The 24,117-nt window shown below is 70.5% G+C and carries 19 protein-coding genes and 1 pseudogene; 13 read left to right on the top strand and 7 right to left on the bottom strand.

Going from position 1 to position 24,117, the window contains the following annotated elements:
* Positions 1–24: 24 nt before the first annotated feature.
* The 12 genes from ACOKM3_RS26915 to ACOKM3_RS26860 all read left to right on the top strand — a co-directional run bounded on the left by ACOKM3_RS26915 (position 25) and on the right by ACOKM3_RS26860 (position 16,435).
* Positions 25–1,362, top strand: a complete 1,338-nt coding sequence (locus ACOKM3_RS26915) for an extracellular solute-binding protein (protein ID WP_426903605.1) — start codon at positions 25–27, stop codon at positions 1,360–1,362.
* Positions 1,363–1,380: 18 nt separating this feature from the next.
* Positions 1,381–2,316, top strand: a complete 936-nt coding sequence (locus ACOKM3_RS26910) for a carbohydrate ABC transporter permease (protein ID WP_426903604.1) — start codon at positions 1,381–1,383, stop codon at positions 2,314–2,316.
* A gap of 5 nt (positions 2,317–2,321) precedes the next feature.
* Positions 2,322–3,233, top strand: coding sequence for a carbohydrate ABC transporter permease (locus tag ACOKM3_RS26905; protein ID WP_426903603.1), 912 nt, complete (start codon positions 2,322–2,324; stop codon positions 3,231–3,233).
* Positions 3,234–3,242: 9 nt separating this feature from the next.
* Positions 3,243–4,508, top strand: coding sequence for a 6-phospho-beta-glucosidase (locus ACOKM3_RS26900; protein ID WP_426903602.1), 1,266 nt, complete (start codon positions 3,243–3,245; stop codon positions 4,506–4,508).
* Positions 4,505–5,473, top strand: coding sequence for an N-acetylglucosamine kinase (locus ACOKM3_RS26895; protein WP_426903601.1), 969 nt, complete (start codon positions 4,505–4,507; stop codon positions 5,471–5,473). Before ACOKM3_RS26900 ends, ACOKM3_RS26895 begins: the two co-directional genes overlap by 4 nt.
* 207 nt (positions 5,474–5,680) lie before the next feature.
* Complete coding sequence (locus tag ACOKM3_RS26890; protein WP_426903600.1) at positions 5,681–7,138, top strand: hypothetical protein; 1,458 nt, start codon at positions 5,681–5,683, stop codon at positions 7,136–7,138.
* Positions 7,139–7,152: 14 nt separating this feature from the next.
* Positions 7,153–8,208, top strand: a complete 1,056-nt coding sequence (locus ACOKM3_RS26885; RefSeq protein WP_426903599.1) for a glutamate ABC transporter substrate-binding protein — start codon at positions 7,153–7,155, stop codon at positions 8,206–8,208.
* A 69-nt stretch (positions 8,209–8,277) separates the two neighbouring features.
* Positions 8,278–9,585, top strand: a complete 1,308-nt coding sequence (locus ACOKM3_RS26880; RefSeq protein ID WP_426903598.1) for a hypothetical protein — start codon at positions 8,278–8,280, stop codon at positions 9,583–9,585.
* Positions 9,582–12,290 carry a serine/threonine-protein kinase gene (locus ACOKM3_RS26875; protein WP_426903597.1) on the top strand — a complete coding sequence of 903 codons (2,709 nt, stop codon included), beginning with the start codon at positions 9,582–9,584 and terminating at the stop codon, positions 12,288–12,290. The genes ACOKM3_RS26880 and ACOKM3_RS26875 overlap by 4 nt, the downstream gene beginning before the upstream one ends.
* Positions 12,291–12,319: 29 nt before the next feature.
* On the top strand, positions 12,320–13,639 hold the full coding sequence (locus ACOKM3_RS26870; RefSeq protein ID WP_426903596.1) for a protein phosphatase 2C domain-containing protein: 1,320 nt from the start codon (positions 12,320–12,322) through the stop codon (positions 13,637–13,639).
* A gap of 47 nt (positions 13,640–13,686) precedes the next feature.
* Positions 13,687–15,033, top strand: a complete 1,347-nt coding sequence (locus ACOKM3_RS26865) for a vWA domain-containing protein (RefSeq protein WP_426903595.1) — start codon at positions 13,687–13,689, stop codon at positions 15,031–15,033.
* Positions 15,034–15,091: 58 nt separating this feature from the next.
* Positions 15,092–16,435: an FHA domain-containing protein gene (locus tag ACOKM3_RS26860; protein WP_426903594.1), complete on the top strand. Its 1,344-nt coding sequence runs from the start codon at positions 15,092–15,094 to the stop codon at positions 16,433–16,435.
* A gap of 59 nt (positions 16,436–16,494) precedes the next feature.
* On the opposite strand, the gene ACOKM3_RS26855 is transcribed toward ACOKM3_RS26860, so the two are convergent.
* Positions 16,495–17,493, bottom strand: coding sequence for a methyltransferase domain-containing protein (locus tag ACOKM3_RS26855; protein WP_426903593.1), 999 nt, complete (start codon positions 17,491–17,493; stop codon positions 16,495–16,497).
* Between the two features lie 104 nt (positions 17,494–17,597).
* Here ACOKM3_RS26855 and ACOKM3_RS26850 point away from each other — a divergent pair, with 104 nt between their 5' ends.
* Entirely contained in the window at positions 17,598–18,002 is a 405-nt protein-coding gene (locus ACOKM3_RS26850) for a globin (protein WP_426903592.1), read from the top strand.
* Positions 18,003–18,024: 22 nt separating this feature from the next.
* Here ACOKM3_RS26850 and ACOKM3_RS26845 read toward each other — a convergent pair whose 3' ends face one another.
* From ACOKM3_RS26845 to ACOKM3_RS26820, 6 genes and pseudogenes are all read right to left on the bottom strand, one after another.
* Complete coding sequence (locus ACOKM3_RS26845; protein WP_426903591.1) at positions 18,025–18,708, bottom strand: hypothetical protein; 684 nt, start codon at positions 18,706–18,708, stop codon at positions 18,025–18,027.
* Positions 18,705–19,127, bottom strand: a complete 423-nt coding sequence (locus ACOKM3_RS26840; RefSeq protein ID WP_426903590.1) for an acyl-CoA thioesterase — start codon at positions 19,125–19,127, stop codon at positions 18,705–18,707. The genes ACOKM3_RS26845 and ACOKM3_RS26840 overlap by 4 nt, the downstream gene beginning before the upstream one ends.
* Complete coding sequence (gene ettA / locus ACOKM3_RS26835; RefSeq protein ID WP_426903589.1) at positions 19,127–20,791, bottom strand: energy-dependent translational throttle protein EttA; 1,665 nt, start codon at positions 20,789–20,791, stop codon at positions 19,127–19,129. The genes ACOKM3_RS26840 and ettA overlap by 1 nt, the downstream gene beginning before the upstream one ends.
* Positions 20,792–21,131: 340 nt before the next feature.
* A pseudogene (locus ACOKM3_RS26830) lies at positions 21,132–21,233 on the bottom strand (GntR family transcriptional regulator); the annotation flags it as partial.
* Positions 21,234–21,520: 287 nt separating this feature from the next.
* Entirely contained in the window at positions 21,521–23,053 is a 1,533-nt protein-coding gene (locus ACOKM3_RS26825) for a Cys-Gln thioester bond-forming surface protein (RefSeq protein ID WP_426903588.1), read from the bottom strand.
* A gap of 402 nt (positions 23,054–23,455) precedes the next feature.
* Positions 23,456–24,001, bottom strand: coding sequence for a single-stranded DNA-binding protein (locus ACOKM3_RS26820; RefSeq protein WP_426903587.1), 546 nt, complete (start codon positions 23,999–24,001; stop codon positions 23,456–23,458).
* Between the last annotated feature and the right edge of the window lie 116 nt (positions 24,002–24,117).

The following is a 24,117-nucleotide window of genomic DNA, read 5'->3' as shown; positions in this document are numbered from 1 at the left end:
CCGTACACGTAAAGGACGTTCGCCATGCCGCGATGGCGCATACCCCTGCGCGCGCCCATAGGGCTCGCCGCGGCCGGACTGCTGCTCGCCGGCTGCGCCAATCCGAGTACCGGCAGCGCCGCCGACGACCCGACCAAGCCCGTCACGCTGAAGTTCTGGCACGGCTGGTCGGCGCCCGGCGAGGTGAAGGCGATCAACGAGTCGATCGCCCGCTTCGAGAAGCTGCACCCGAACATCAAGGTGCAGGCCACCGGCAACGTCACGGACGCCACCACCAATCAGGCCCTGCGGGCCGGTGGCGACGAGGCCCCCGACGTCGTCTCCTCCTTCACCACGAACAACGTCGGCCAGTACTGCGACTCCGGCATGTGGGTCGACCTCGATCCGTTCATGAAGAAGACGGACATGGAGAAGGAGAAGGTCTTTCCCAAGTCGCTTCTCGACTACACGAGTTATCGCGGCAATCAATGCGCCCTGCCGCTCCTCGCCGACGCCTTCGGCATGTACTACAACAAGGACGCCTTCAAGGAGGCGGGCATCGAGCGGCCGCCCCGGACGATGTCCGAGTTCATCGCCGACTCCAAGAAACTCACCGCGCGAGAAGGCTCCTCGTACAAGCGTGTCGGTTTCATGCCGAACTTCCGGCTCTACCAGAACAGCCCGGACCGGCTGTTCGCCCAGTGGGGCCCCAAGTACTTCGACGCGAAGGGCAATGCGCGGCTCGCCGAGGAACCCGCCACGTACGACTACTTCAAGACGACGAAGAAGCTGATGGACGCGCAGGGCGGATACGGGGCCCTGGAGAAGTTCCGTACGTCGTTCGGCGACGAGATGTCGAACCAGAATGCCTTCCTCAGCGGCAAGTTGGCCATGCACATGGACGGTGAATGGCGCGGGCTCATGCTGAAGGACGCGAAGGCCAGGTTCGACTGGGGCGTCGCGCCGCTGCCCGTCCCCGACGACCAGGCCGAGACGTACGGGCGCGGCTATCTGACCGGCACCGTCACCGGCATCGCGCACAGCAGCAAGCACCAGAACGCCGCCTGGGAACTGGTGAAGTTCCTGACCTCCGATACGGATCAGGTCGTCGATTTCGCCAACGCCATTCACAACGTGCCGTCGACGTTCGCCGCGCTCAAGTCGCCGAAGCTGGACGCCGATCCGACGTTCCGCGCCTTCCTCGGCATCGCGAAGAACAAGTACAGCCAGGTGATGCCGCCCTCCACGAACGGTGGCATGTACATCGCGCAGCTGCAGGACTTCAGTTACGGCGAGGAGGCCGGCGAAGTCGGCGATCTTCGCAAAGGGCTGCGGCGCCTCGACAGACTCATCGACGCCGACACCCTGCAGTCGCAGAACTGAGGAACGGGACATTCTCGCATGGCACTCACCCTTTCCCGGCCCGCCCGCCGCAGACTGCGCACCGTGGGCTTTCTCTCCCCCTGGCTGATCGGATTCAGCGCGTTCTTCGCCTATCCGCTGCTCGCCACCGTCTATTTCTCGTTCATGCACTACAACCAGATCAAGGCGCCCACCTTCGTGGGGCTGCGGAACTGGGTGTACGTGTTCCGGGACATGCCGCTGTTCGGGCCCGCGCTGTGGAACACGGTGTGGCTCGTCGTGGTCATGGTGGCGCTGCGCGTGGTATTCGGGCTCTCGCTCGGGCTGCTCGTCACGAAGATCAAGAGCGGCGTCGGCTTCTTTCGGACCGCCTTCTACCTGCCGTATCTCGCCCCGCCGGTGGCGGCGACCGTCGCCTTCGTCTTCCTGCTCAACCCGGGCAGCGGGCCGGTCAACGAGATCCTCGCCAAGGTCGGCATCGAGGGCCCCAACTGGTTCAACGACGCCACCTGGGCCAAGCCCTCGCTCGTCCTGCTGTCCCTCTGGGGCATCGGCGACCTCATGGTCATCTTCATGGCCGCGCTGCTCGACGTACCCAAGGAGCAGTACGAGGCGGCCGAGCTGGACGGCGCCGGTCCTTTCGCCAAGTTCCGCTACGTGACGTGGCCCTCGATCACCCCGATCGTCATGTTCGCCGTGGTGACGGGCGTCGTGCAGACCATGCAGTACTACACGCAGGCCCTCGTCGCCGGAAAGATCGCGTCCGGCGTCTCCATCGGCCCTGGCACCGTCATCCAGCCGGGATACCCCGACCACTCGACGCTCACCGTCCCGCAGCTCGTCTACTCGATGGGCTTCCAGAACTTCAACACCGGCGCGGCGTGCGTGCTCTCGCTCGTCCTGTTCGCCATTGCCATGGCCGTGACCTCGCTGCTCATGCGCAAGCGCTCGGGTCTGCTCGCGGCGGAGGACTGATCGACATGACCACTACGACACTGAGGCCGGGCCCCGCCGTCACCGACACGGCGCCCGCACCCGAGAGCGGCCCGGCCGCCCGGCGAGCCCGCCGCCAACGGATCCTGAACTGGATCGCCGTGCACAGCATCGCCATCGCGGTCGCGCTGCTCTTCGTCCTCCCCTTCGTGTTCGTCTTCCTGACGTCCGTGATGAGCGACGGGCAGGCGATGAGCGGCGACCTGTGGCCGGACTCCTGGCACTGGGAGAACTACAAGGCCGTCCTTCAGACGGACGGCTTCCTCGACTGGTGGAAGAACTCGCTGCTGTACGCGGGGCTCGGCACGCTGTTCACCGTGTGCTCTGCGATCCCCGTCGCGTACGCGCTCGCCAAGTTCCGCTTCCGCGGGCGGCGCACGGCGATGCTCCTCGTCATCTCGACGATGATGCTGCCGCCGCAGGTCATCGTGATCCCGATGTACCTGGTGTGGGCACAGCAGTTCCACCTGTCGGGGACGCTCTGGCCGCTGATCATCCCGATGGCGTTCGGCGACGCGTACTCGATCTTCCTGCTGCGTCAGTTCCTGCTGACGATCCCGAAGGAGTACATCGAGTCGGCGAAGGTCGACGGCTGCGGCGAGCTGCGCACGCTGCTGAGGATCGTGGTGCCGATGGCCAAGCCGGGCATCGCCGCCGTCGCCCTCTTCCAGTTCTTCTACTGCTGGAACGACTACTTCGGGCCGCAGATCTACGCGGCCCAGAACCCGGCTTCCTGGACGCTGAGTTACGGCCTGGAGTCCTTCAAGTCCGCGCACAGCGTCAACTGGAACCTGACGATGGCGGCCACGCTCCTGGTGATGGCGCCGGTCTGCCTCGTCTTCTTCTTCGCACAGAAGGCCTTCGTCGAAGGCGTCACCCTCACCGGAGTAAAGGGCTAAGGGATTTCTATGAAGCTCGCCGTGGTCGGCGGAGGATCGACCTACACACCCGAACTCATCGACGGGTTCGCGCGGCTGAGGGACACGCTGCCGATCGAGGAGCTGGTGCTCGTCGACCCGGCCGCGGACCGCCTCGAACTCGTCGGCGGCCTCGCGCGCCGCATCTTCGCCAAGCAGGGACACCCTGGCGTTATACGTACGACGTCCGACGTGGACGCGGGCGTCGCCGACGCCGACGCGGTCCTCCTCCAGCTGCGCGTCGGCGGGCAGGCCGCGCGCAACCAGGACGAGACGTGGCCGCTGGACTGCGGCTGCGTCGGCCAGGAGACGACCGGCGCCGGCGGCCTCGCGAAGGCCATGCGGACCGTGCCCGTCGTCCTCGACATCGCCGAACGCGTCCGCCGCGCCAACCCGGACGCCTGGATCATCGACTTCACCAACCCGGTGGGCATCGTGACGCGGGCACTGCTCCAGGCGGGCCACAAGGCCGTCGGCCTGTGCAACGTGGCGATCGGCTTCCAGCGGAAGTTCGCCCGGCTCCTGGACGTGACGCCGCAGGAAGTGCACCTGGACCACGTCGGCCTCAACCACCTGACGTGGGAGCTGGGCGTGCGCCTCGGTGGCCCCGACGGCGAGAACGTCCTGCCGCGCCTCATCGCCGAACAGGGCGACGCCATCGCCGAGGACCTGCACATGCCGCGCGTGGTCGTCGACCGCCTCGGCGTCGTCCCGTCCTACTACCTGCGCTACTACTACCAGCACGACGCGGTCGTACGAGAGCTGCGCACGAAGCCGTCACGCGCCGCTCAAGTAGCGGAGATGGAACGCGAGTTGCTGAAGATGTACGGCGACCCGACGCTCGACGAGAAGCCGGAGCTGCTCGCGAAGCGGGGCGGTGCCTTCTACAGCGAGGCGGCGGTCGACCTCGCCGCGTCCCTGCTCGGTGGCGGCGGCAGCCCGCACCAGGTCGTGAACACGTACAACAACGGCACGCTCCCCTTCCTCCCCGACGACGCCGTCATCGAGGTGCAGGCGACCGTCGACGGAAAGGGCGCGAAGCCCCTTCCGGTCGCCAAGCTCGACCCCCTGTACGCGGGCCTCATCGCGAACGTCACCGCCTACGAGGACCTCGCCCTGGAGGCGGCCCTCAAGGGCGGTCGGGACCGCGTCTTCAACGCGCTGCTCGCGCACCCCCTCATCGGCCAGATCGAATACGCCGACCGCCTCACGGACGACCTGATCGCGCACAACCGGGAGCACCTCGCGTGGGCATGACCGTCCTTGCCATCGACGCGGGGAACAGCAAGACCGACGTCGCGGTGGTCGCGGCCGACGGCACCGTCGTCGGCACGGCCCGCGGCGGCGGGTTCCAGCCCCACCAGGCGAACGTTGGACCGGCCGTGGACATCCTGGCGGAGGCGGTCGACCGGGCGTTCGCGCAGGCGGGCGTGGGCACGGTCGACCATGTGTCGGCGTGCCTGGCGAACGCCGATCTCCCGGTGGAGGAACGGGAGTTGGCGAAGGCGCTCACCGAACGCCGCTGGGGCTCCCGGGTCGACGTGCGCAACGACACCTTCGCCGTGCTGCGCGCCGGGCTCCTGGAGGACGCCGAGCCGCGCGGCGTCGCCGTCGTGTGCGGGGCGGGCGTCAACTGCGCGGGGATGCTGCCCGACGGCCGCACGGCCCGGTTCCCCGCGATCGGCCGGCTCTCCGGCGACTGGGGCGGCGGTGGCGGCCTCGCGGAGGAGGCCATCTGGTTCGCCGCACGCGCGGAGGACGGCCGCGGCGGGCCCACGGCCCTGATGCACGCCCTGCCCGCCCACTTCGGCCTCGACTCCATGTACGCCCTGATCGAGGCGCTGCACCTGGGCCACATCCCGGCCGCCCGCCGCCACGAACTCACCCCGGTCCTCTTCGCCACGGCGGCGGCCGACGACCCGGTGGCCCGCTCCCTGGTCGAGCGGATGGCCGACGAAGTGGTGTCGATGGCCACGGTGGCCCTGCGCCGCCTCGACCTCCTGGAGGAACCGGCCCCTGTCCTCCTGGGCGGCAGCGTCCTGGCAGCCCAGCACCCCCAACTCAACGACCGCGTACGGAGGTTGCTGTCCACCCAGGCACCGCACGCAATCCCCCGGGTGGTGACAGAACGCCCCGTGCTGGGCGCAGCGCTGCTGGGTCTTGACGCGACGGGAGCACCACCAGAGGTGCACGCACGCACACGAGCCGAGTACGCAATTTAAGCCCCGCCGGCGATTGAGGCGCGGGGCCCGGGGCAGAGCCCCGCGACCTCGACCACGTCGCCGCGAACACAAACGGGGAACCGAACCCCCCGCCCCCACGTGTTCCACAGCGGAGCGCTTCCGCACAAGATCCAGCGAATGCCCGTGCGGATGTCAGTCGCGGAAGCGATACTTGCGACCGACGTACGACCATGGGGGAGGGTCGAAGTGACATACCCGTCGAACGGGAGCGTGGCGCCGCCGGAGCGTCCCGCCGCCGCGCCGTCCATTCCGGGCGTGCCACCGCAGGCGCAGCGGGGCGGCCCACCCGGGCCACCCGGCGCGCCTGGGCCCCGGCGGCGTACCGCCTGGGCGGAGGGAGTGGACCGGCTGAAGGCCGCGGCCACGACCGAGCCGGGCCGGCTGCGCATCATCGGAGCCGTCCTCGCGCTGCTCGTCGTCGCGTTCGGCGCGACGACGGCGTGGCAGATGACGGACCGCTCGGCGGCCGCGGACGACGTGCTGCACTCCAGCCAGCCGCTGAGCGCCGACGCCGCCGACATCTACCGCTCGCTCGCCGACGCCAACACGGCGGCGTCCAGCGGCTTCCTGGCGGGGGGCCAGGAACCGGCTGCGGCGCGCGACCGGTACGAGCGCGACATCAGGAACGCCGCGGACAAGCTGGTGACCGCGGCGACCAGCACCGACCCGGGCACCCGCTCGGCGGGGACGATCGCGAAGCTGAACAAGCTGCTGCCGCAGTACAAGGGCCTCATCGAGCGCGCCCGGGCCAACAACCGGCAGGGCTTCCCGCTGGGCGGCGCCTATCTGCGGTACGCGAACGAGAAGATGCAGACCGAGATGCTCCCGGCCGCCGAGGATCTCTACAAGACGGAGAACCAGCGGCTGCGGGACGACTACGACTCGGCGACGCCCTACCCGTGGATCGCCATCTTCCTCGGCGTCCTCGCCCTCGCGGGTCTCGCGTGGGCACAGCGGCGCAACTACCGTCGTACGAACCGGGTGTTCAACCAGGGGCTGCTCGCCGCCACCGCGGCGTCCACCGTGGTGCTGCTGTGGCTCGTCGTCGGTCACACCGTCGCGCGCAGCGGGCTCAGTTCGTCCTACGACCATGGCGTACGGTCCTTGAACGTGTTGCACGACGCGAGCATCGCCTCTCTGAAGGCACGGGGCAGCGAGAATCTGACGCTGGTCAGCCGCGGCGCGGAGACGGTGTCCGTGAAGGGCGAGACGAAGGACAAGTACGACGTCGACTTCCAGCAGGAGATGACGGCGCTCGCCGGCAAGCTGAACGCGGCGTACGCGCTCGCCGACGACGAGGGCGACACCTCGGGCCGGGCGCCCGTGACCAAGGCGAACGACAGCATGAAGGAGTGGCGCAAGCGTCACCAGGACGCGCGGGAGCAGGACGACTCCGGCAACTACCAGGGCGCGCTCGACAAGATCATCGGTTCGAAGAAGGACAAGCCGACAGGTGAATGCTTCGATCTGGTGGACAAGAATCTGGACACGGCCCTCGTGCACGAGCAGCGTCAGTTCAGTGACAAGGCGAGCGGCGGTCGCGACGCGATGACCGGACTGCCCGTGGGGGCGGCGGTGTTGGCGGTGCTGGCCGCGGCCGGCGCGGTGTTCGGCATCGGACGCAGGCTTTCGGAGTACCGGTGAGAGGGGGTGCGGCGATGCACGAAGAGCGAAGGACGGCGCGGAAGGTGACGCTGCGCGGCTGGGGCGGCGTGGCCGCCATGGCGGTGGCCTGCGCCCTGACGGCGGTGTTCGCGCTGCTGCTCCCGCTGACCCAGCAGCCCCGCCCCACGGACAGCGGCACGACGAGCTACGCGTCCGGTGGTGTCGCCGACGGCCGGCAGGCGAGGGCGGAGGACTGCGACCCCTCGGTGAAGGGCAAGGAGCCGGAGCGCAGCCTCTCCCCTTCGGGAAGCGAGAGCGGCAGCGCGGTGCAGGCCGTGAAGGACCGCGGCTATCTCTCGGTCGGCGTCGACCAGAACAGCTACCGCTGGGGCTACCGCGACCCCAACAGCACGGCGAAGACCAGCGAGTTGGAGGGTTTTGACATCGATCTCGCGCACGAGATCGCGGGCGAGATCCTCGGCGACCGGGACGCGGTCCGCTTCCGCGCCATCCCCACCAACGAGCGGATCCCGGCGATCCAGCGCGGCGACGTCGACATGGTGGTCCGCACGATGACCATCAGCTGCGACCGCCTCAAGGACGTCGCGTTCTCCACCGGGTACTTCCAGACCGGCCAGCAGGTGCTCGCCCCGAAGACCTCGGACATCAAGGGCTACGGTGCCTCGCTCGCGGGCAAGCGGATCTGCACGGCGACGGGTTCGACGGCCGCGTCGTCGCTGGAGGAAGGCAAGAAGAAGCCGGTGGACGAGGGCGGCCTCCCGCAGAGCACCGACATCTCCACGACCGTGCCGAACCAGTTGGACTGCCTGGTGCGGCTGCAGCTCGGCGAGGTCGACGCGGTGGTCACCGACGGCGCGCTCGCCGCGAGCCAGGCCGCGCAGGACCCGACGGTGGAGCTCAAGGGCGAGCCGTACACCGAGGAGTTCTACGGCGTCGCCATGAAGAAGGGCGCGGACGACCTGGTGCGCCGCGTCAACCAGGTGCTGGTCGACTACCGCAAGTCGGACGGCTGGCAGAAGTCGTACGACCACTGGCTGAAGCCGGCGCTCGGCTCCTCCTCGGGGCCGCCCGCGCCGAAGTACCAGTAGGAGCAGGCAGGACACGCGGAGCGGCGCGGCAGGGACTTGACGAGAACTCGGGAAAGCGAGAGGTGATCGATGGGCGTCGCGGGACCCGCCGGCCCAGTGATGGACCGGGACGAGGTGGACCGTGCCCTGGCCCGGCTCGGCGCGGAGCACGAAGCGATCGAGACGTCCCTGCTCGCCCTGCAGGACCACGCCGGGCGCAGACTCCTGGAGGGCGCCCGGCTGACCGGGACGACCCAGGAGCGCTGGGCCTCGGCCGACCAGGAGATCACGCTGCTGTGGGCGTACTTCGACGCGTACGCGGACGCGCTGCGCACGGCGCGGGAGATCCGCTCGCGGCGCCGGCTGCCCAGCCGCGGCGACCTGACGGAGCTGACGGAGCTGCTGCGCGGCGAGTCCGTCACCATCGCGCCCGGCCCCGGCGCGGGCGGCACCTCGCCCTCGATCACCGGGCCCGCGAAGCTGTCCGAGCAGTTCACGCTCGCGGCGCTCGTCGACCGGATGAACACGCTGTACGCCTCGTCCCTCGACATGGTGGTGGCCGCCGACGCGGTGTGGTCGGCGCTGCCCGCCCGTATAGACATGCTCGCCGCCGAGCTGTCCCGCACCCGGCAGCTCGCGCACTCCGTGGGAGTGCGCCCCGGTGAGCATCCGGCGGGCGACGACCTGGAGCGGATCACCGGCTCGCTGACCCGGATGCGCGAGGAAGTGGTCTCCGACCCGCTCACGTACTGGCAGAAGGCCTCGGGGAGTTCGGCGCCGGGAGGCGGCCGCCCCGACACCACGGCGTACGACCGGGAGGCCCGCGCCCTGGAGGACGTACGCCGGGAGATCGAGGCCGTGCTCGGCGTGCGGCAGGACGCGGAGGCGCGGCTCGGCCGGCTGCGGGACGTGCTGTCGCGCGCGGACCGCACGCTCGCGGAGGCGAGGTCGGCGCGCGGCGAGGTGCTCGCGAAGATAGCCGGGTCCGACGTGCCGGCGGTGTCGGGTCCGCCGACGGTCTTGCAGGAGCAGTTGGCGACGGCGGCCGAGTACCGCAGGCACGGCCAGTGGAACAGGCTCTCGCCGCTCCTGGAGTCGCTTGAGTCGAAGGCGGAGGACGAACTGCTGCGCGCGCGTGAGTCGTTGACGGCGGTGACGGCCCCGCTGGCGGTCCGCGCGGAGCTGCGCGGGCGGCTCGACGCGTACAAGGCGAAGGTGGCCAGGCTCGGTTTCGCCGAGGACCCGTTCCTGGTGGAGCGGTACGACGCGGCGCGCCGCATGCTGTGGAGCGCGCCCTGCAATCTGCGCGCCGCGGAGGCGGCGGTGCTGCGGTATCAACGGGCGGCGGCGGACGCGCTGTCCGCGCCCGCCGACAGAACGGCCAGGGGGGAGTCGTGAGCGTGGCGCCACAGAAGTGCGGCAGAGCGGGTTGCACGGGCACGTACGAGGACATGGGCGGCGAGCTGTACTGCAACACGTGCGGCCTGAAACCGCAGGCGGACGGCGGCACCTACGGGGGCAGTGCCCCCACCCACCGGCCCGCCGCACGGCCACAGGCAGCGCCCGTGGCCGCGGAGTCCTCCTGCCAGCGGCCCGGCTGTACCGGTTCGTACGAGGACATGGGCGGCGGCGAGCTGTACTGCGACACGTGCGGGCTCGCCCCGGTCGTGTCGCCGAGCGGGATGGTGGCCTCGCCGCCGACCGGGATCGCCGGTGGCGGGCATCGCGGCTCGCAGAACTCCGGCTCCAGTTCGCGTGCCTCGGCCAGGACGTCGGCGCGCTCCTCGCAGTCCCGCAGGTCGGTGTCGGGCCGGCTCTCCCGCTCCCTTTCCGGGAGTTCGACGTCGCGTTCGGTGTCGGTGCGCAGCTCCGGGGCGGGCGCGAGCGGTTCGGGCCGGGCGCGGCTCGGCGTCGGCCTGGTCAACGTGCCGGACGTGCCGCGCCCCGATCCGCGCGCGATGGTGCAGGAGCACCCCGAGGTGCCCGAGCGGAAGCGGTTCTGTTCACGCTCCGACTGCGGTGCCCCGGTGGGCCGTTCGCGGGGCGAGCGGCCGGGCCGTACGGAAGGGTTCTGCACCAAGTGCGGCCACCCGTACTCCTTCGTGCCGAAGCTCGCCACGGGCGACGTCGTGCACGGCCAGTACGAGGTCGTGGGCTGTCTGGCGCACGGCGGCCTCGGCTGGGTCTATCTCGCCGTCGACCGCGCCGTGTCCGACCGCTGGGTGGTCCTCAAGGGCCTGCTCGACACGGGCGACCAGGACGCGATGGCCGCCGCGATCTCGGAGCGCCGCTTCCTCGCGGAGATCGAGCACTCCAACATCGTCCGCATCTACAACTTCGTCGAGCACCTCGACCAGCGCACCGGCTCCCTGGACGGCTACATCGTCATGGAGTACGTGGGCGGCAAGTCCCTCAAGGAGATCGCCAACGAGCGGCGCACCCCGGAGGGCAGGCGGGACCCGCTGCCGGTGGAGCAGGCGTGCGCGTACGGCATCGAGGCCCTGGAGGCACTCGGCCATCTGCACAGCCGCAACCTGCTCTACTGCGACTTCAAGGTCGACAACGCGATCCAGACCGAGGACCAGCTCAAGCTCATCGACATGGGCGCGGTCCGCAGGATGGACGACGACGAGAGCGCGATCTACGGGACCGTCGGCTTCCAGGCACCCGAAGTCGCCGAGCTGGGGCCCTCCATCGCCTCCGACCTCTACACCGTGGCCCGGACGCTCGCCCTGCTCACCTTCGACTTCCAGGGCTACACGAACGTGTTCGTGGACTCCCTGCCCGACCCCGACAACATCGAGGTCTTCCGTACGTACGAGTCGTTCTACCGGTTCCTCGTACGCGCCACCGACCCGGGCCCGGCCCGCCGCTTCGCCTCCGCGCAGGAGATGGCCGAGCAGCTGACAGGCGTCCTGCGCGAGGTCGTCGCGATCCAGACCAACCGGCCGCGGCCCGCCCTGTCCACGCTGTTCGGGCCCGAGGTGAAGGTCACGGACACGGAGCTGTTCGGCCGGCTCGAAGGCGACGTGTCGCCGCTCGGGGCGCGGGAGACCCCCGTACGCGCACGGAACGGCAAGCGCCCGGGAAAGGGAGCGGCCGCGCTGCCCCCGCCGCCCGCCGCGCCCGCCCTGCCGCCGTCGCCCACCGAGATCGTCAAGCCGCTTCAGGCGCAGGGCACCGCGCTCGCGCTCCCGGTGCCGCGCGTCGATCCGGCCGATCCGAACGCCGGGTTCCTCGCGGGCCTGATGGCCTCGGCCCCCGCCGAGCTGATCGCGGCCCTGCACGCGGCGCCCGCCGACTCACTCGAACTGCGCCTGCGGGAACTGCGGGCACGCCTCGAAATGGGTGAGCTCGAGTCCGCCGCAAGGGGGTTGGCGGCCCTCGAAGCCGACCACCCCGACGACTGGCGGGTGGTCTGGTACCGGGGCGTCGCGGCGCTCGCGACCGGCGACCACACGAACGCGGCGCTGTCCTTCGACGCCATATACGACGCGTTCCCCGGCGAACCCGCGCCGAAGCTGGCGCTCGGCGTCTGCGCGGAGGTGCTGGGCCAGCTCGACAACGCGGCGGAGTACTACCGCCTGGTGTGGTCGACCGACCCGAGCTACGTCAGCGCGGCGTTCGGCCTCGCGCGCGTGCAACTCGCCGCCGGTGACCGGGGCGGCGCGGTGCGCACCCTGGAGTCGGTGCCCGAGTCGTCGATCCACTACACGGCGGCGCGGGTCGCCGCGGTGCGCTCGCGGCTGCGCGGCCGGACGGCGCAGGGGGCGAACGGGGACCCGTTGCTGCACGACCTGACGGCCGCCGCCGGACAGGTCGAGGCGCTCGACGCGTTCGGCCTCGACGCGGTGCGCCGCGAGCAGTTGTCCACCGAGGTGCTCGGCACGGCTCTGGACTGGGTACTCTCCGGTAGGCAGGGTTCCGGTCCGCCGCAGGATCCCGTGCGCACGGTGGTGCTCGGCAGCGATCTGGACGAGCGCGGCCTCCGCCTCGGTCTTGAACGCTCGTACCGGACTCTGGCCAGGCTCGCTCAGCGCGGCGAGGAGAGGATCGAACTGGTGGAGCGGGCCAACCGCTACCGCCCCCGGACGTGGGTGTGAGGATGTCGCAGACGCACAAGGCGGCCGCTATGTCAGTGTGTCCCAGCTGCGAGGAGCCTCTGGAGGAGGCCGATCGCTTCTGCGGGGCATGCGGATACGACCTTTCCTCGACCGGGCTTCCGCCGCGGTCGGGCGCGGGGGACGCCGGGCGCGATGCCGCCGAAGAGCCCGCTTCCGCCTCCGTAGAGGAGCCGGCCGCCGCCGAGGAGCCCGCTTCCGTCGAGTGGCCCTCCGCCCCCGACCTGGACAGTTCGGACCTGCCCGCCCCGGTGCACCTGCCGACCGATCTGCAGGGCACGGATTCGGGCGGCTCCGAACTGCCCGCCGCCGTACGCTTCGACGGCCCGCCGTCCGATGAGGAGTTCAGGATCGCCGCTCCCGACCCGCGCACCGCGACACCCGAGGAGCTCGGCGCCGCAACGCCCCCGGCCGGCACCAAGCTGTGCGTGGCCTGCCGCTCCGGGCACGTCGACCCGGACGGCTACTGCGAGAACTGCGGCCACGCCCAGCCCCGCGAACGCGACCACATGGAGCAGGAGTTGGGCGCGGTCGCCGCGGTCAGCGACCGCGGCCTGCGCCACCACCGCAACGAGGACTCCTTCGTGATCTCCTCGGCCGCGCTGCCCGACGGCTCCGCGGCCGTCGTCGCCGTGGTCTGCGACGGGGTGTCATCGGCGACCCGGCCCGACGACGCGTCGCTCGCCGCGTCCCGCGCCGCAACCGAGGCCCTGCACGAGGCGCTGCCGCGCGGCACCCACCCGCAGCAGGCCATGCACGAGGCGATCGTCGTGGCCGCCGAGGCGGTCAACGCCCTTGCGGACGAGCCCGAGACGGCCCGCGAGCACAAGCCGCACCAGAACGCGCCGGCGTGCACCTTCGTCGCCTCGGTCGTCACCAAGGAGCTGCTCATCGTCGGCTGGATCGGCGACTCGCGCGCCTACTGGGTGCCCGACGACCGCGAGGCACCGGCGGCCCGGCTCACCGAGGACGACTCGTGGGCCGCGCAGATGGTCGCCGCGGGCCTGATGAGCGAGGCGGAGGCGTACGCGGACGAGCGGGCGCACGCGATCACGGGCTGGCTCGGCGCGGACGCGTACGAACTGGAGCCGCACACCGCGTCGTTCAAGCCGGACCGCCCCGGAGTGGTCGTGGTCTGCACCGACGGGCTGTGGAACTACGCGGAGTCCGCCGACGAGATGGCCCGCGTACTGCCCGCGGACGCGGCCCGCAATCCGCTGCACAGCGCACAGGTCCTGGTCGGCCACGCCCTCGACGGCGGGGGCCACGACAACGTAACAGTGGCGGTGCTGCCGTTCCCTGTGCCGCAGTCGGGGGCAGGATCGGCGTAGCGCGGGAAAGCCGCACAAATGGTCTTGTTCAGGGGGGACATGTCGCCATGGCAAATTTCTCGAAATCGGGGCGTCCGCAGTTCGCCGTAGAGGTCTACCAGAACGAATACCTGCCGGAGGGCGGCCGTGACGTCAACGCGATCGTCACGGTGACCTCCACCGGGGGCGGCACCGTGGGCGGTGCGGTCAGCGCCCCCCATCTGTTCAGCGTCGCGGGCGGGGGCACGGACGCCGCGGTCGCGCTGATGGTGGACTGCTCCGGCTCGATGGACTATCCGCCCACCAAGATGCGCGGCGCGCGCGAGGCCTCGGCCGCCGCGATCGACGCGCTGCGCGACGGCGTGCACTTCGCGGTGATCGCCGGCACCCATGTGGCCAAGGAGATCTACCCGGGCGAGGGCCGACTCGCCGTCGCGGACCGCACCACGCGCGGGCAGGCCAAGCAGGCGCTGCGCAAGCTGTCCGCGGGCGGCGGCACCGCGATCGGCACCTGGCTGCAACTGGCCGACCGGCTCCTGGCCTCGGCGGACGTGCCGATCAGGCACGGCATCCTGCTCACCGACGGGCGCAACGAGCACGAGTCGCCGGAGGATCTGCGCGCGGCGCTGGACGCGAGCGCGGGCCGCTTCACCTGTGACGCCCGCGGCGTCGGCACGGACTGGGAGGTGAAGGAGGTCACAGGCATCGCCTCCGCCCTCCTCGGCACCGCCGACATCGTTGCCGATCCGGCCCATCTCGCCGAGGACTTCACGCAGATGATGGAGACGGCGATGGGCAAGGAGATCGCGGACGTCGCCCTGCGCCTGTGGACCCCGCTCGGCTCCGAGATCAAGTTCGTGAAGCAAGTGGCACCCACCGTCGAGGAGTTGACGGATCGCCGCACCGAAGCGGGCCCGCGGGCCGGTGACTACCCCACCGGCTCCTGGGGCGACGAGTCCCGCGACTACCACGTGTGCGTACAGGTCCCTCAGGCCGATCTCGGCCAGGAGATGCTCGCCGCCCGCGTCTCCCTGGTGATCCCGCAGCCGGACGGCTCGGCGCAGACCCTCTCGCAAGGTCTCGTACGCGCGGTCTGGACGGACGACATGGCAGCCTCTACGTCGATCAACCCGCAGGTCGCCCACTACACGGGCCAGGCCGAACTGGCAGATGTCATCCAACAGGGACTTGACGCCCGAAAGTCGGGCGATATGGACGGGGCGACCGCGAAGCTGGGCCGTGCGGTGCAGCTCGCGGCCCTCTCGGGGAACGCGGATACGGCCAAGCTGCTTTCGAAGGTGGTGGACGTGGTGGACGCCGCGGAAGGTACTGTTCGATTGAAAGCGAAGGTCGCGGAGGCCGACGAGATGACTCTCGAGACCCGGTCGACCAAGACGGTTCGCGTCAAAAAATAACCACCCACGCACTACGGCAAGCCCTGCTTGCACTTGAAGGAGAGGGGGAAGCGCCGACATGCCGACCTGCCCGAACGGACACCAGTCGGGTTCCGAAGACTGGTGCGAGGTCTGCGGTCACCGCATGGCCGGTACCGTGCCCCCGCCCCCTCCGCCACCCCCGGCCGCCGGTTACGGCTACCCGCAGCCGGCCGCGCCGCAGGCGCCGCAGGGCGGGGCCGGTACGCCCGAACTGTGCCCGCAGTGCCGCACGCCGCGTGAGGGTGGCGCGCCGTTCTGCGAGGAGTGCCGCTGGAACTTCCTCACGAACACGGCGACGTCGTACACGCCCGCGGCCCCGAACCCGCCGCTGCCCACGTCGGGCGGCCAGAGCGGTCCGGGTGCGCCCGGCTTCCCGGGTCCCCAGGAGCCGCAGGGCCCGAACCCGGCGCTGCACTTCCAGCAGCAGCCGCCCGGCCAGGACTCGTACGAGTACCAGGGCTCGCGGCCCTCGCAGATGAACCGGCCCGCGGAGCCGATCCCGCCGTCCCCGTTCGGGAACGAGCCGTCGGGTCAGGCCCCGCCGCCGCCTCCGCAGTCCTTCGAGGGCGGCCCCGGACCGTACGAGACCGGTGGCGGCGCCCCGCAGGGCTTCCAGCAGCAGGCTCCGGCCCCCGCCCCGGCTCCGCCCGCGCAGCCGGGTCCGCCGCCCGGACCGCACGGCCGGCCCGGCCCGCCGCAGGGACCGGCGCAGCCCGTGCAGCCGGGGCCCATGCAGCCCCCGCCGCCCGGCTTCCCGCAGCACCACGACCCGCAGGGCCCGCCGCCTCCGCCGCCCAACCCGTCGTTCGGCGGTCACGGTGGTGCGGGTGGTCCCGGCGGTCCTGGTGGTCCCGGTGGTCCCGGTGGGACGAACGGGGACGACTGGATGCTTCCGCCTCCGTCGTCGGACCCGTCGGCGCCCTCGACGACCCCGCCGCCGTTCCAGCAGCAGCCGCCCCAGCAGCCGCAGGGCCCGTTGGCGTGGTCGGCGACGATCGGCCCCGACCGCGACTACTTCATGGCGATGATGCAGCGCAGCGGCCCCGAGGCCTCGGGCCTGAACCTGCCCGCGTACTCGCCGGAGCAGCAGCGCCAGCTCACGGGGAACCAGCTGTCGATCGGCCGGCGCCGGCACTCCACCGGGGAGTCCCCCGACATCGACCTGTCGGTGCCGCCGGAGGACCCGGGCGTCTCGCACCAGCACGCGGTCCTCGTGCAGCAGCCCGACGGTACGTGGGCGGTCGTCGACCAGAACTCGACGAACGGCACGACCGTGAACGGCGGCGACGAACCGATCCAGCCGTTCGTCCCCGTGCCGCTCCAGGACGGTGACCGGGTGCACGTCGGAGCGTGGACGACGATCACGATCCGCCGCGGCTGAGCACACGCAACACACGCAGCACACGTAGTCACAGGACGTTGCCGGGCACCTGACAGACCCTAGGTGCCCGGCAACTCCCATGTGTGGGGCCCGTCCGGATCGTCCAGCCAGGCCCACTGGCGGTCGCCGCGCACGGTCACCCCGAACCGCTCGCGCGCGGGCCGCCCCTCGCGCTCCCACAGCGCGAGCGCGTCCTGCGGGTCCAGGTGCCCCGACGTCAGCGTCAGCAGGAACCGGAACAACTCGTCGCGCAGCACGGGGTGCGGCAGACCCCCGACCCGCGGCTCCGACGCCCGGTCGACGCCGCCGCGCAGCGCCATGAAGTACGCGGAGGTATGCAGAAACCGCCCCTCCGCATACGGCCGCCCCTCCATGTCATCCACGTCCCGCACATCAAGGACCACGATCCCGGTCGACAGGGGCGCGAGGATCCGCGCGCCTGCCGCACACTGGCCGAGCCACGCGGCCGGCACCGAGCGCAGCGCGCACGTCGCCATGATCCGGTCGTACGGCGCCCGCTCCGGGCAGCCGCGCGCCCCGTCGCCCGCGACGACGGTCGGCCGATACCCGGCGGCGGCGAGGTGGGTGCGGGCGGACTCGGCGACCTCCGGATCGAGGTCCACGGACGTGACGTTCCCCGCACCGACCCGGTGCGCGAGCAGCGCCGCGTTGTATCCGGTGCCCGCACCGATCTCCAGGACCCGGTCCCCGTCCCGTACCCGCAGGCCCGCGAGCATCCGCGCCATCAGCGACGGCTGGCTGCTCGACGACACCAGCTCCCCGTCCCGCAGCCGGGTGGCCAGCGGCTCGTCGGCGTAGGCGCCGCGCAGCCAGCGCTCGCGCCGCTGCGGGTCGGGGTGCTCGCCCCACAGCCGCTCGTAGCCTCCGGGCACGCCGACGAAGTAGTACGGCACGAAGAGGTGCCGCGGCACCTCCGCGAAGGCCTCCCGCCAGACCGGGTCGGCGTCCCAGGCACCGCTGTGATCGATCTCGCGCACGAGTCCGGCCCGCGCCCGTACGGCGAGCTGCTCGAGGTCTCGGGTGTGCTCTGCGCCCATATGTCCACTGTCCTGCGCCGACCGGGAAACGGCGACCCCCGCTCCGGGGCCGGAGAGGTCCTAGGCCCCCGGTCCCCGGCCGGTGCGTCTGAGAGCATGGAGGGGTGACTGAGATCCCGCGCGACACGCTTACGGAGCAGACGTTCTACGAGCAGGTGGGTGGCGAGGAGACGTTCCGCCGCCTCGTACACCGCTTCTACGAGGGCGTCGCACAGGACCCGCTGCTGCGCCCCATGTACCCGGAGGAGGACCTGGGCCCGGCCGAGGAGCGCCTCGCGCTGTTCCTGATGCAGTACTGGGGCGGCCCCCGCACCTACAGCGACAACCGCGGCCACCCGCGCCTGCGGATGCGCCACGCCCCGTTCCAGGTGGACCGCGCGGCACACGACGCGTGGCTGAAGCACATGCGGGTGGCGGTGGACGACCTGAACCTCTCCGAGGAACACGAGCGCACGCTGTGGAACTACCTGACGTACGCGGCGGCCTCGATGGTGAACACGGCGGGCTGAGGGGGCTTCTGCCGCGCCTCAGTCAGACGGGGCTGACGGACAGCCCACCCAACGTGGCGGACGCCCTCCGCAGGGCCACGGACCCGTACGCGGTGCGCAGCCGCAGCCACGACCCGGCCACCACCAGGTCGACCTCGGTCCCCCGCAGGAACCCGAGGGACGCCGCCGCGTGCACGATCCGCACCGGGGCCCCACTCGTACCGATCTCCCGCGACCAGACCTCGTGGCCGATCCGGTCGAGTGCACCGCGCGTACGCGCGTCCGGCGCCAACTCCTCGACCCGCGCCCGGAATTCGGCCACGGCCGCCTTCACGAGCCCACGCAGCGCGTCGGCGTCGGGGAACCCGGCCACCCGCTCCCAGCCGCCGAGCGGTGGCAGCATTCCGGCCCAGGGCGGCCCGGTGACGGCGCCGGGAATCGCGACGGTCGCGCCCGCCTCGTCGATGGAGTCGAGCAACTCCCCCGCGGACACGGTCACATCGAGGGTGTCCTCGATCCCGTTCTCGTACGGCTTGAGCAGCCGCGCCGTACGCACGGCCAGCACCTCGAACGAGGGCGGCCGCCCGAACACCGCGAGCGCCGACCCACCGGCCTGCGCCCGCAGCCGCACGGCGGCCGCCTTGTCGTAGTGCAGCAGCCGGCCGAGGAAGGCGGCGAGATCCGCCGCCTCCCCCGGATCAGCGAACGACAACACGGTCGCACTCATGCGACGAGCGCCTCCGAACGGTCCGCTTCGTCGTCCCGGTACTCGCCCAGGAACTCCCGCTCATCGGCGGTGATCCGCCGCGGCCGCTGCGCCTCGAAGTCGAACGGCACGACGACCGTCGAGGCGCGCACGTACACGACGTCCTCGTCCTTGACCTCGTACGACAGCGTGAACGACGCGGCCTTTATCTCACTCACCCACAGCTCGATGTCCACGGGCCGGTGCCGATGCACCAACTGCCGCTTGTAGTCGATCTCATGGCGCGCCACGACGGACCCCTGCTGGAAGTCCTTGTCGGGCCGAAACAGGAAATCGATCCGCGCTTCCTCCAAGTACCGAAGGAAGACCACATTGTTGACGTGGCCGTACGCGTCCATGTCGGCCCAACGCAGGGGGCAGGCGTATACGTGGCGAGCCATCAGCCGCGGGTCAGCTTCTTGTAGGTGGCGCGGTGCGGACGCGCGGCGTCGGCACCGAGCCGCTCGATCTTGTTCTTCTCGTAGGACTCGAAGTTGCCCTCGAACCAGAACCACTTGGACTCACCCTCGTAGGCGAGGATGTGCGTCGCGACCCGGTCGAGGAACCACCGGTCGTGAGACACGACGACAGCGCAGCCGGGGAACTCGAGCAGCGCGTTCTCAAGGCTGCTCAGGGTCTCGACGTCCAGGTCGTTGGTCGGCTCGTCAAGGAGCAGCAGGTTGCCGCCCTGCTTGAGGGTGAGCGCGAGGTTCAGCCGGTTGCGCTCACCACCGGAGAGCACGCCGGCAGGCTTCTGCTGGTCGGGCCCCTTGAACCCGAAGGCAGAGACGTATGCACGGCTCGGCATCTCGACCTGCCCGACATTGATGTAGTCGAGCTCATCGCTCACCACAGCCCAAAGAGTCTTCTTCGGGTCGATGTTGGCGCGGTTCTGGTCGACGTACGAGATCTTGACGGTGTCGCCGACCTTGATGGAACCGGTGTCCGGCTCCTCGAAGCCCTGCAGCATCTTGAACAGGGTGGTCTTACCGGCACCGTTGGGACCGATCACACCGACGATCCCGTTGCGCGGCAGCGTGAAGGAGAGATCATCGATGAGGACCTTGTCACCGAACGCCTTGCCGAGGTGCTCGACCTCGACGACGACGTTGCCCAGGCGCGGGCCCGGCGGGATCTGGATCTCCTCGAAGTCCAGCTTCCGCATCTTGTCGGCCTCGGCGGCCATCTCCTCGTACCGAGCAAGACGCGACTTCGACTTGGTCTGCCTGCCCTTGGCGTTGGAGCGAACCCACTCCAACTCCTCCTTGAGCCGCTTCTGCCGCTTCTCGTCCTTCTTGCCCTCGACCTTGAGGCGCTCGGACTTCTTCTGCAGGTACGTCGAGTAGTTGCCCTCGTACGGGATCGCGCGCCCGCGGTCGAGCTCGAGGATCCACTCGGCGACGTTGTCCAGGAAGTACCGGTCGTGAGTAATGGCCACGACGGTGCCCTTGTACTGGGCGAGGTGCTGCTCCAGCCAGTTCACGGACTCGGCGTCGAGGTGGTTGGTGGGCTCGTCGAGAAGCAGCAGGTCGGGCGCCTCGATCAGCAGCTTGCACAGCGCCACACGCCGCTTCTCACCACCGGAGAGGTTGGTGACGGGCCAGTCGCCGGGCGGGCAGCCGAGGGCGTCCATGGCCTGCTCCAGCTGACCGTCGAGGTCCCACGCGTCGGCGTGGTCGAGGTCCTCCTGGAGCTTGCCCATCTCCTCCATGAGCTCATCGCTGTAATCGGTGGCCATGAGCTCGGCCACCTCGTTGAAGCGCTTGAGCTTGCCCATGATCTCGGCGGCGCCGTCCTGCACGTTCTCCAGAACGGTCTTGGACTCGTCGAGCTTCGGCTCCTGCATGAGGATGCCGACGCTGTAACCGGGCATGAGGACGGCGTCACCGTTCGACGCCTGCTCGATGCCAGCCATGATCTTCAGGACAGTCGACTTACCGGCACCGTTCGGCCCGACAACGCCGATCTTCGCTCCAGGAAGAAAGTCCAGGGTGACGTCGTCGAGGATCACCTTGTCGCCGTGCGCCTTGCGCGCCTTGCGCATGGAGTAGATGAACTCAGCCAAGAGAAACCGTCCGGCAGTCGAAGTGTGTATCGCAGTAAGGGGCCCGCGTGCTGCGGCTCCACCGCGTGAGGGCAGATACACCCCATCTTGCCGTACGGCCACCGCTGGGCGAAAACGTGTATCGGTGGGTGGGCCTGAACTGGGGGTTCGTGGCCCGCTCGCGTAGCCGACCTGTCACTGTTGGTCGCCTTCGGTCACCGTTGAGCGGCTTCGGCCGGCCCGGGGACGGCCCGAGACGGGAGCTCCACACCGCAGCGGGGTGGATCGCCATGGCCGTCTTCTTGCTGGCTGGCGCCGCCTGGGGAGCGCTGGACTGGGCCGCGGCCTCCGGCAAAGGCACATCGGCGGTCGCCTGTCGCGGCTCGGGCTGCTCCACGGCGTGGCTGACGACCACCCCGATCGCGTCCATACGATTCACGACGCCCGCCCCCGCATGCGGCCCCACCTAGGGCCTGTCGTTTGGATCAGGCCGGGCTCGCGGGGTCTGGCACGCACGCTCGCGGCGTTGTCGTCGGTCGACGACGCTCCGCGTCGCCTCCCTCCTCCGCCTTGCGATCGCACGCACCAGACCCCGCTCCCTGATCCGGCCTGATCCAAACGACAGACCCTAGGGAGCCGTGATCACATCCCGCTGACATGTGTGTGGATGACAGCGCAGGTGGCGCCGCTGCGGCGCGCCCGTTCCGAGCCAGGGAGACCGGGGAGGGGGCGTTCCCCGGCTACCCTTCGCTACTCGCCGTCAGCGCCGCCCTCGCCCGGCGCCTTCTTCTTGCGGCCCAGGACGACCGACGCCCCACCGATCAGCACCAGCAGCACCGCGATGCCCGCGATGATCGGCGTCGCGTTCGAACTGCCCGTTTCGGCCAGGTCCGTGTCGGCGTCGGACCCCGTGCCGCCGACGGAGGCGGGGCTCGGCTGCGTCGTCGCCTGGGTGCGCAGACCGCCGCCCGCCGTGGAACCCACCGCCGAGGTCGTCGCGCAGTCGAGCACGCCCCGTATCCGCTTCTCGAAGCCGTGCGGCCCCTTGATCGTGAAGTCGTACGCCTGGTCCTCCTGCAGCGGTATCGTCACCGTCCGCGTCCGACCGGCCGGGATCGTGTACCTGGTGCCCATGAGCGTGAACGTGTACGGCTCGTCCCCGCTGTTGGCGACCGTGATGTCGACGCCGCCCTTCGCGCAGTTCTCCCGCGCCGACAGTGCGGGCACGGCACCCTCGCTCGCCCACGTCGCCGTGGCGGTCGCGGAGACCGTGGACTCGCTGGAGCCCGCGAGGATCTGCGTCTGGCTTCTGGTGTCGGAGGCGAAGGCCCGGCCGACCGGAACCGTCGTCGACGCCTGCACGGTCAGCTCCGCCGAACCCGCCTTCGCCTGCTCCGGCACGTCGAAGTAGAGCCGGCTGCCGTCCTTCGCGGTGGTGACGGGCCTGCCCTTCTCGTCGACGAGCTTCACCCCGCCCGCCGCGGCCTCGACGGGCGGCATCACCGTGACGCTGTCGGCGTTCGTGTGCACGGTGACCGGCCCGACCCTGTTGCCGGCTTCCGATTCGCCGGCTTTCAAATCCACACGGTCACCGGTTTCCGAATCCACACGGTCGCCGGATTCCGAATCCGTACGGCCACGGGCTTCCGAATCCGCCCGGTCCCTGGCTTCCGAATCCGTACGAGCGGCGGCCGCCGCATCCCCCGCATCGTCCGGCTGCTCGGACACGGCCTGCGGCGTCAGCGTCAGCGAGGCCCGCGGTTCCGCGAGGTCACGCGCGCTGCGCTGCAAATAGTCGGCGAGCTTCTCGGCGGCGGGACTGACCGCGTCCACATCGACCTTGTCCGAGTAGCGCCAGATCGCGACCTGGGTGCCGGCCGCGGCCTCCTGCTCGGTGAGGCTCCCCGCGTGCGCCTTGCGGGCGAGCGCGGCGAGATCGTTGACCTGTGGATACGAGTTCTGCAGGATCCAGCGGATGCGCCCCGCGTTCGCGTTGTCGTGCAGCGACGTGCCGGCCCAGGACGTCTCGCGGTACTTGGCGTCCGGCTGCGTCGGGTTGTGGACGTCGACGCAGTACGTCTGGAGCGTCCCTCCGTCGTCGACGGCCATCCGGAACAGGCCCGCCGACACCTTCTCGTCCTTCCCGGCCTCGTGGATCACGGCCGCGTCGTACGTCTCCAGGCCGGCCAGAGTGGCGCTCGCACCGCTCTGCTCCGTCGCACCGTCCTCGGCTTGCGCGACGCTCGCGCCGGATATCGCCCCTGTCGCCATGAGTCCCGACATCAGGGCCGCCGCGGCGAGACGGGCTGCGCCTCGTCCACGCCGTGCGGTCCGTGAGCACACAGAAAACACGTAATTCCCTTCAGGCGGAACGGGTGGTCACATGGGGGGTGGTGTCCCGCCGGCAGAATCAACGCCAACCACAGTGATTCGGCTGGCCCTTGCACTCCCGACCGTCGCTGCACTTGATGCGCAGAGGTCCCGACGAGCCCAGGAGTCACGCTCGGCATCCTAGGGAAATGATCTTCACCGATCCCAGGAGCCGCCTTCCGGCAACCGATCCGAATCGCAATCGTTATCGCCAACACCGTTTCCCAGCTGGGCTTATCGACAAATCGCCCGCACGCGGGAGCCGACAAGCCGCAGTTCAGCCAGACTTATTCGGCCAGACCTACTCGGCCGGCCTCACCCCACCGGCTGTGGCGAGGCCAAATCCGGCTCGGCATCGGCCGGTTGCCCGTTCGACGCTTGGCCGGCACCGGCCTCGGCCTCCGCCCCCGCCGGCCCCGGTTTCGCCACGTCCCACGGAGAATCACCCTGCGGAGCCCCACCCCACGGAGAATCACCCCGCGGCGCACCCTCTGCCCGGACCTGCTGCGTCCGATGGAACGCGGAGGTGCCGCGCGAAAGATCGTGCCCGATCGCTACCGCCTCGATGTCCGCCGACGTCCAGTGCTGCCCGCCCCGCTCCTCGTCGCGCACCTTCAACTTGCCCTGCACCATGACCGGTTCACCGAGCGCCAAGGAACTCTGCACATTCGTCCCGAGCCCGCGCCAGGCCCACACCGTGAAGAAATTGGTGTGCCCGTCCACCCACACGTTCTGCACCCGGTCGAAGCGGCGGCTGTGCGCCGCGAGCCGGAACCGGGCGACCGGCCCCGTCGGCAACTCCCGGAACACCGGTGTCGTCGCCACGTTCCCCACCACGGTCACCATCGTCTCGCTGCTCATCCGGAACCCCTCCCGTACCCCCGCCCGGCCCTGACGGCCAGGACGTCCGTGCGCGGCCCGAGCCCTTCCCGAGCCGCGATCACAGACTGCACCCGGCGCCGCGATCCCCGCCGACG

This window comes from Streptomyces nidicola (assembly GCF_050106155.1).
In the GTDB taxonomy this organism is placed as follows: domain Bacteria; phylum Actinomycetota; class Actinomycetes; order Streptomycetales; family Streptomycetaceae; genus Streptomyces.
Note: the sequence above shows the minus strand (reverse complement) of the source record. Positions and strands in the feature narration are given on the sequence as shown.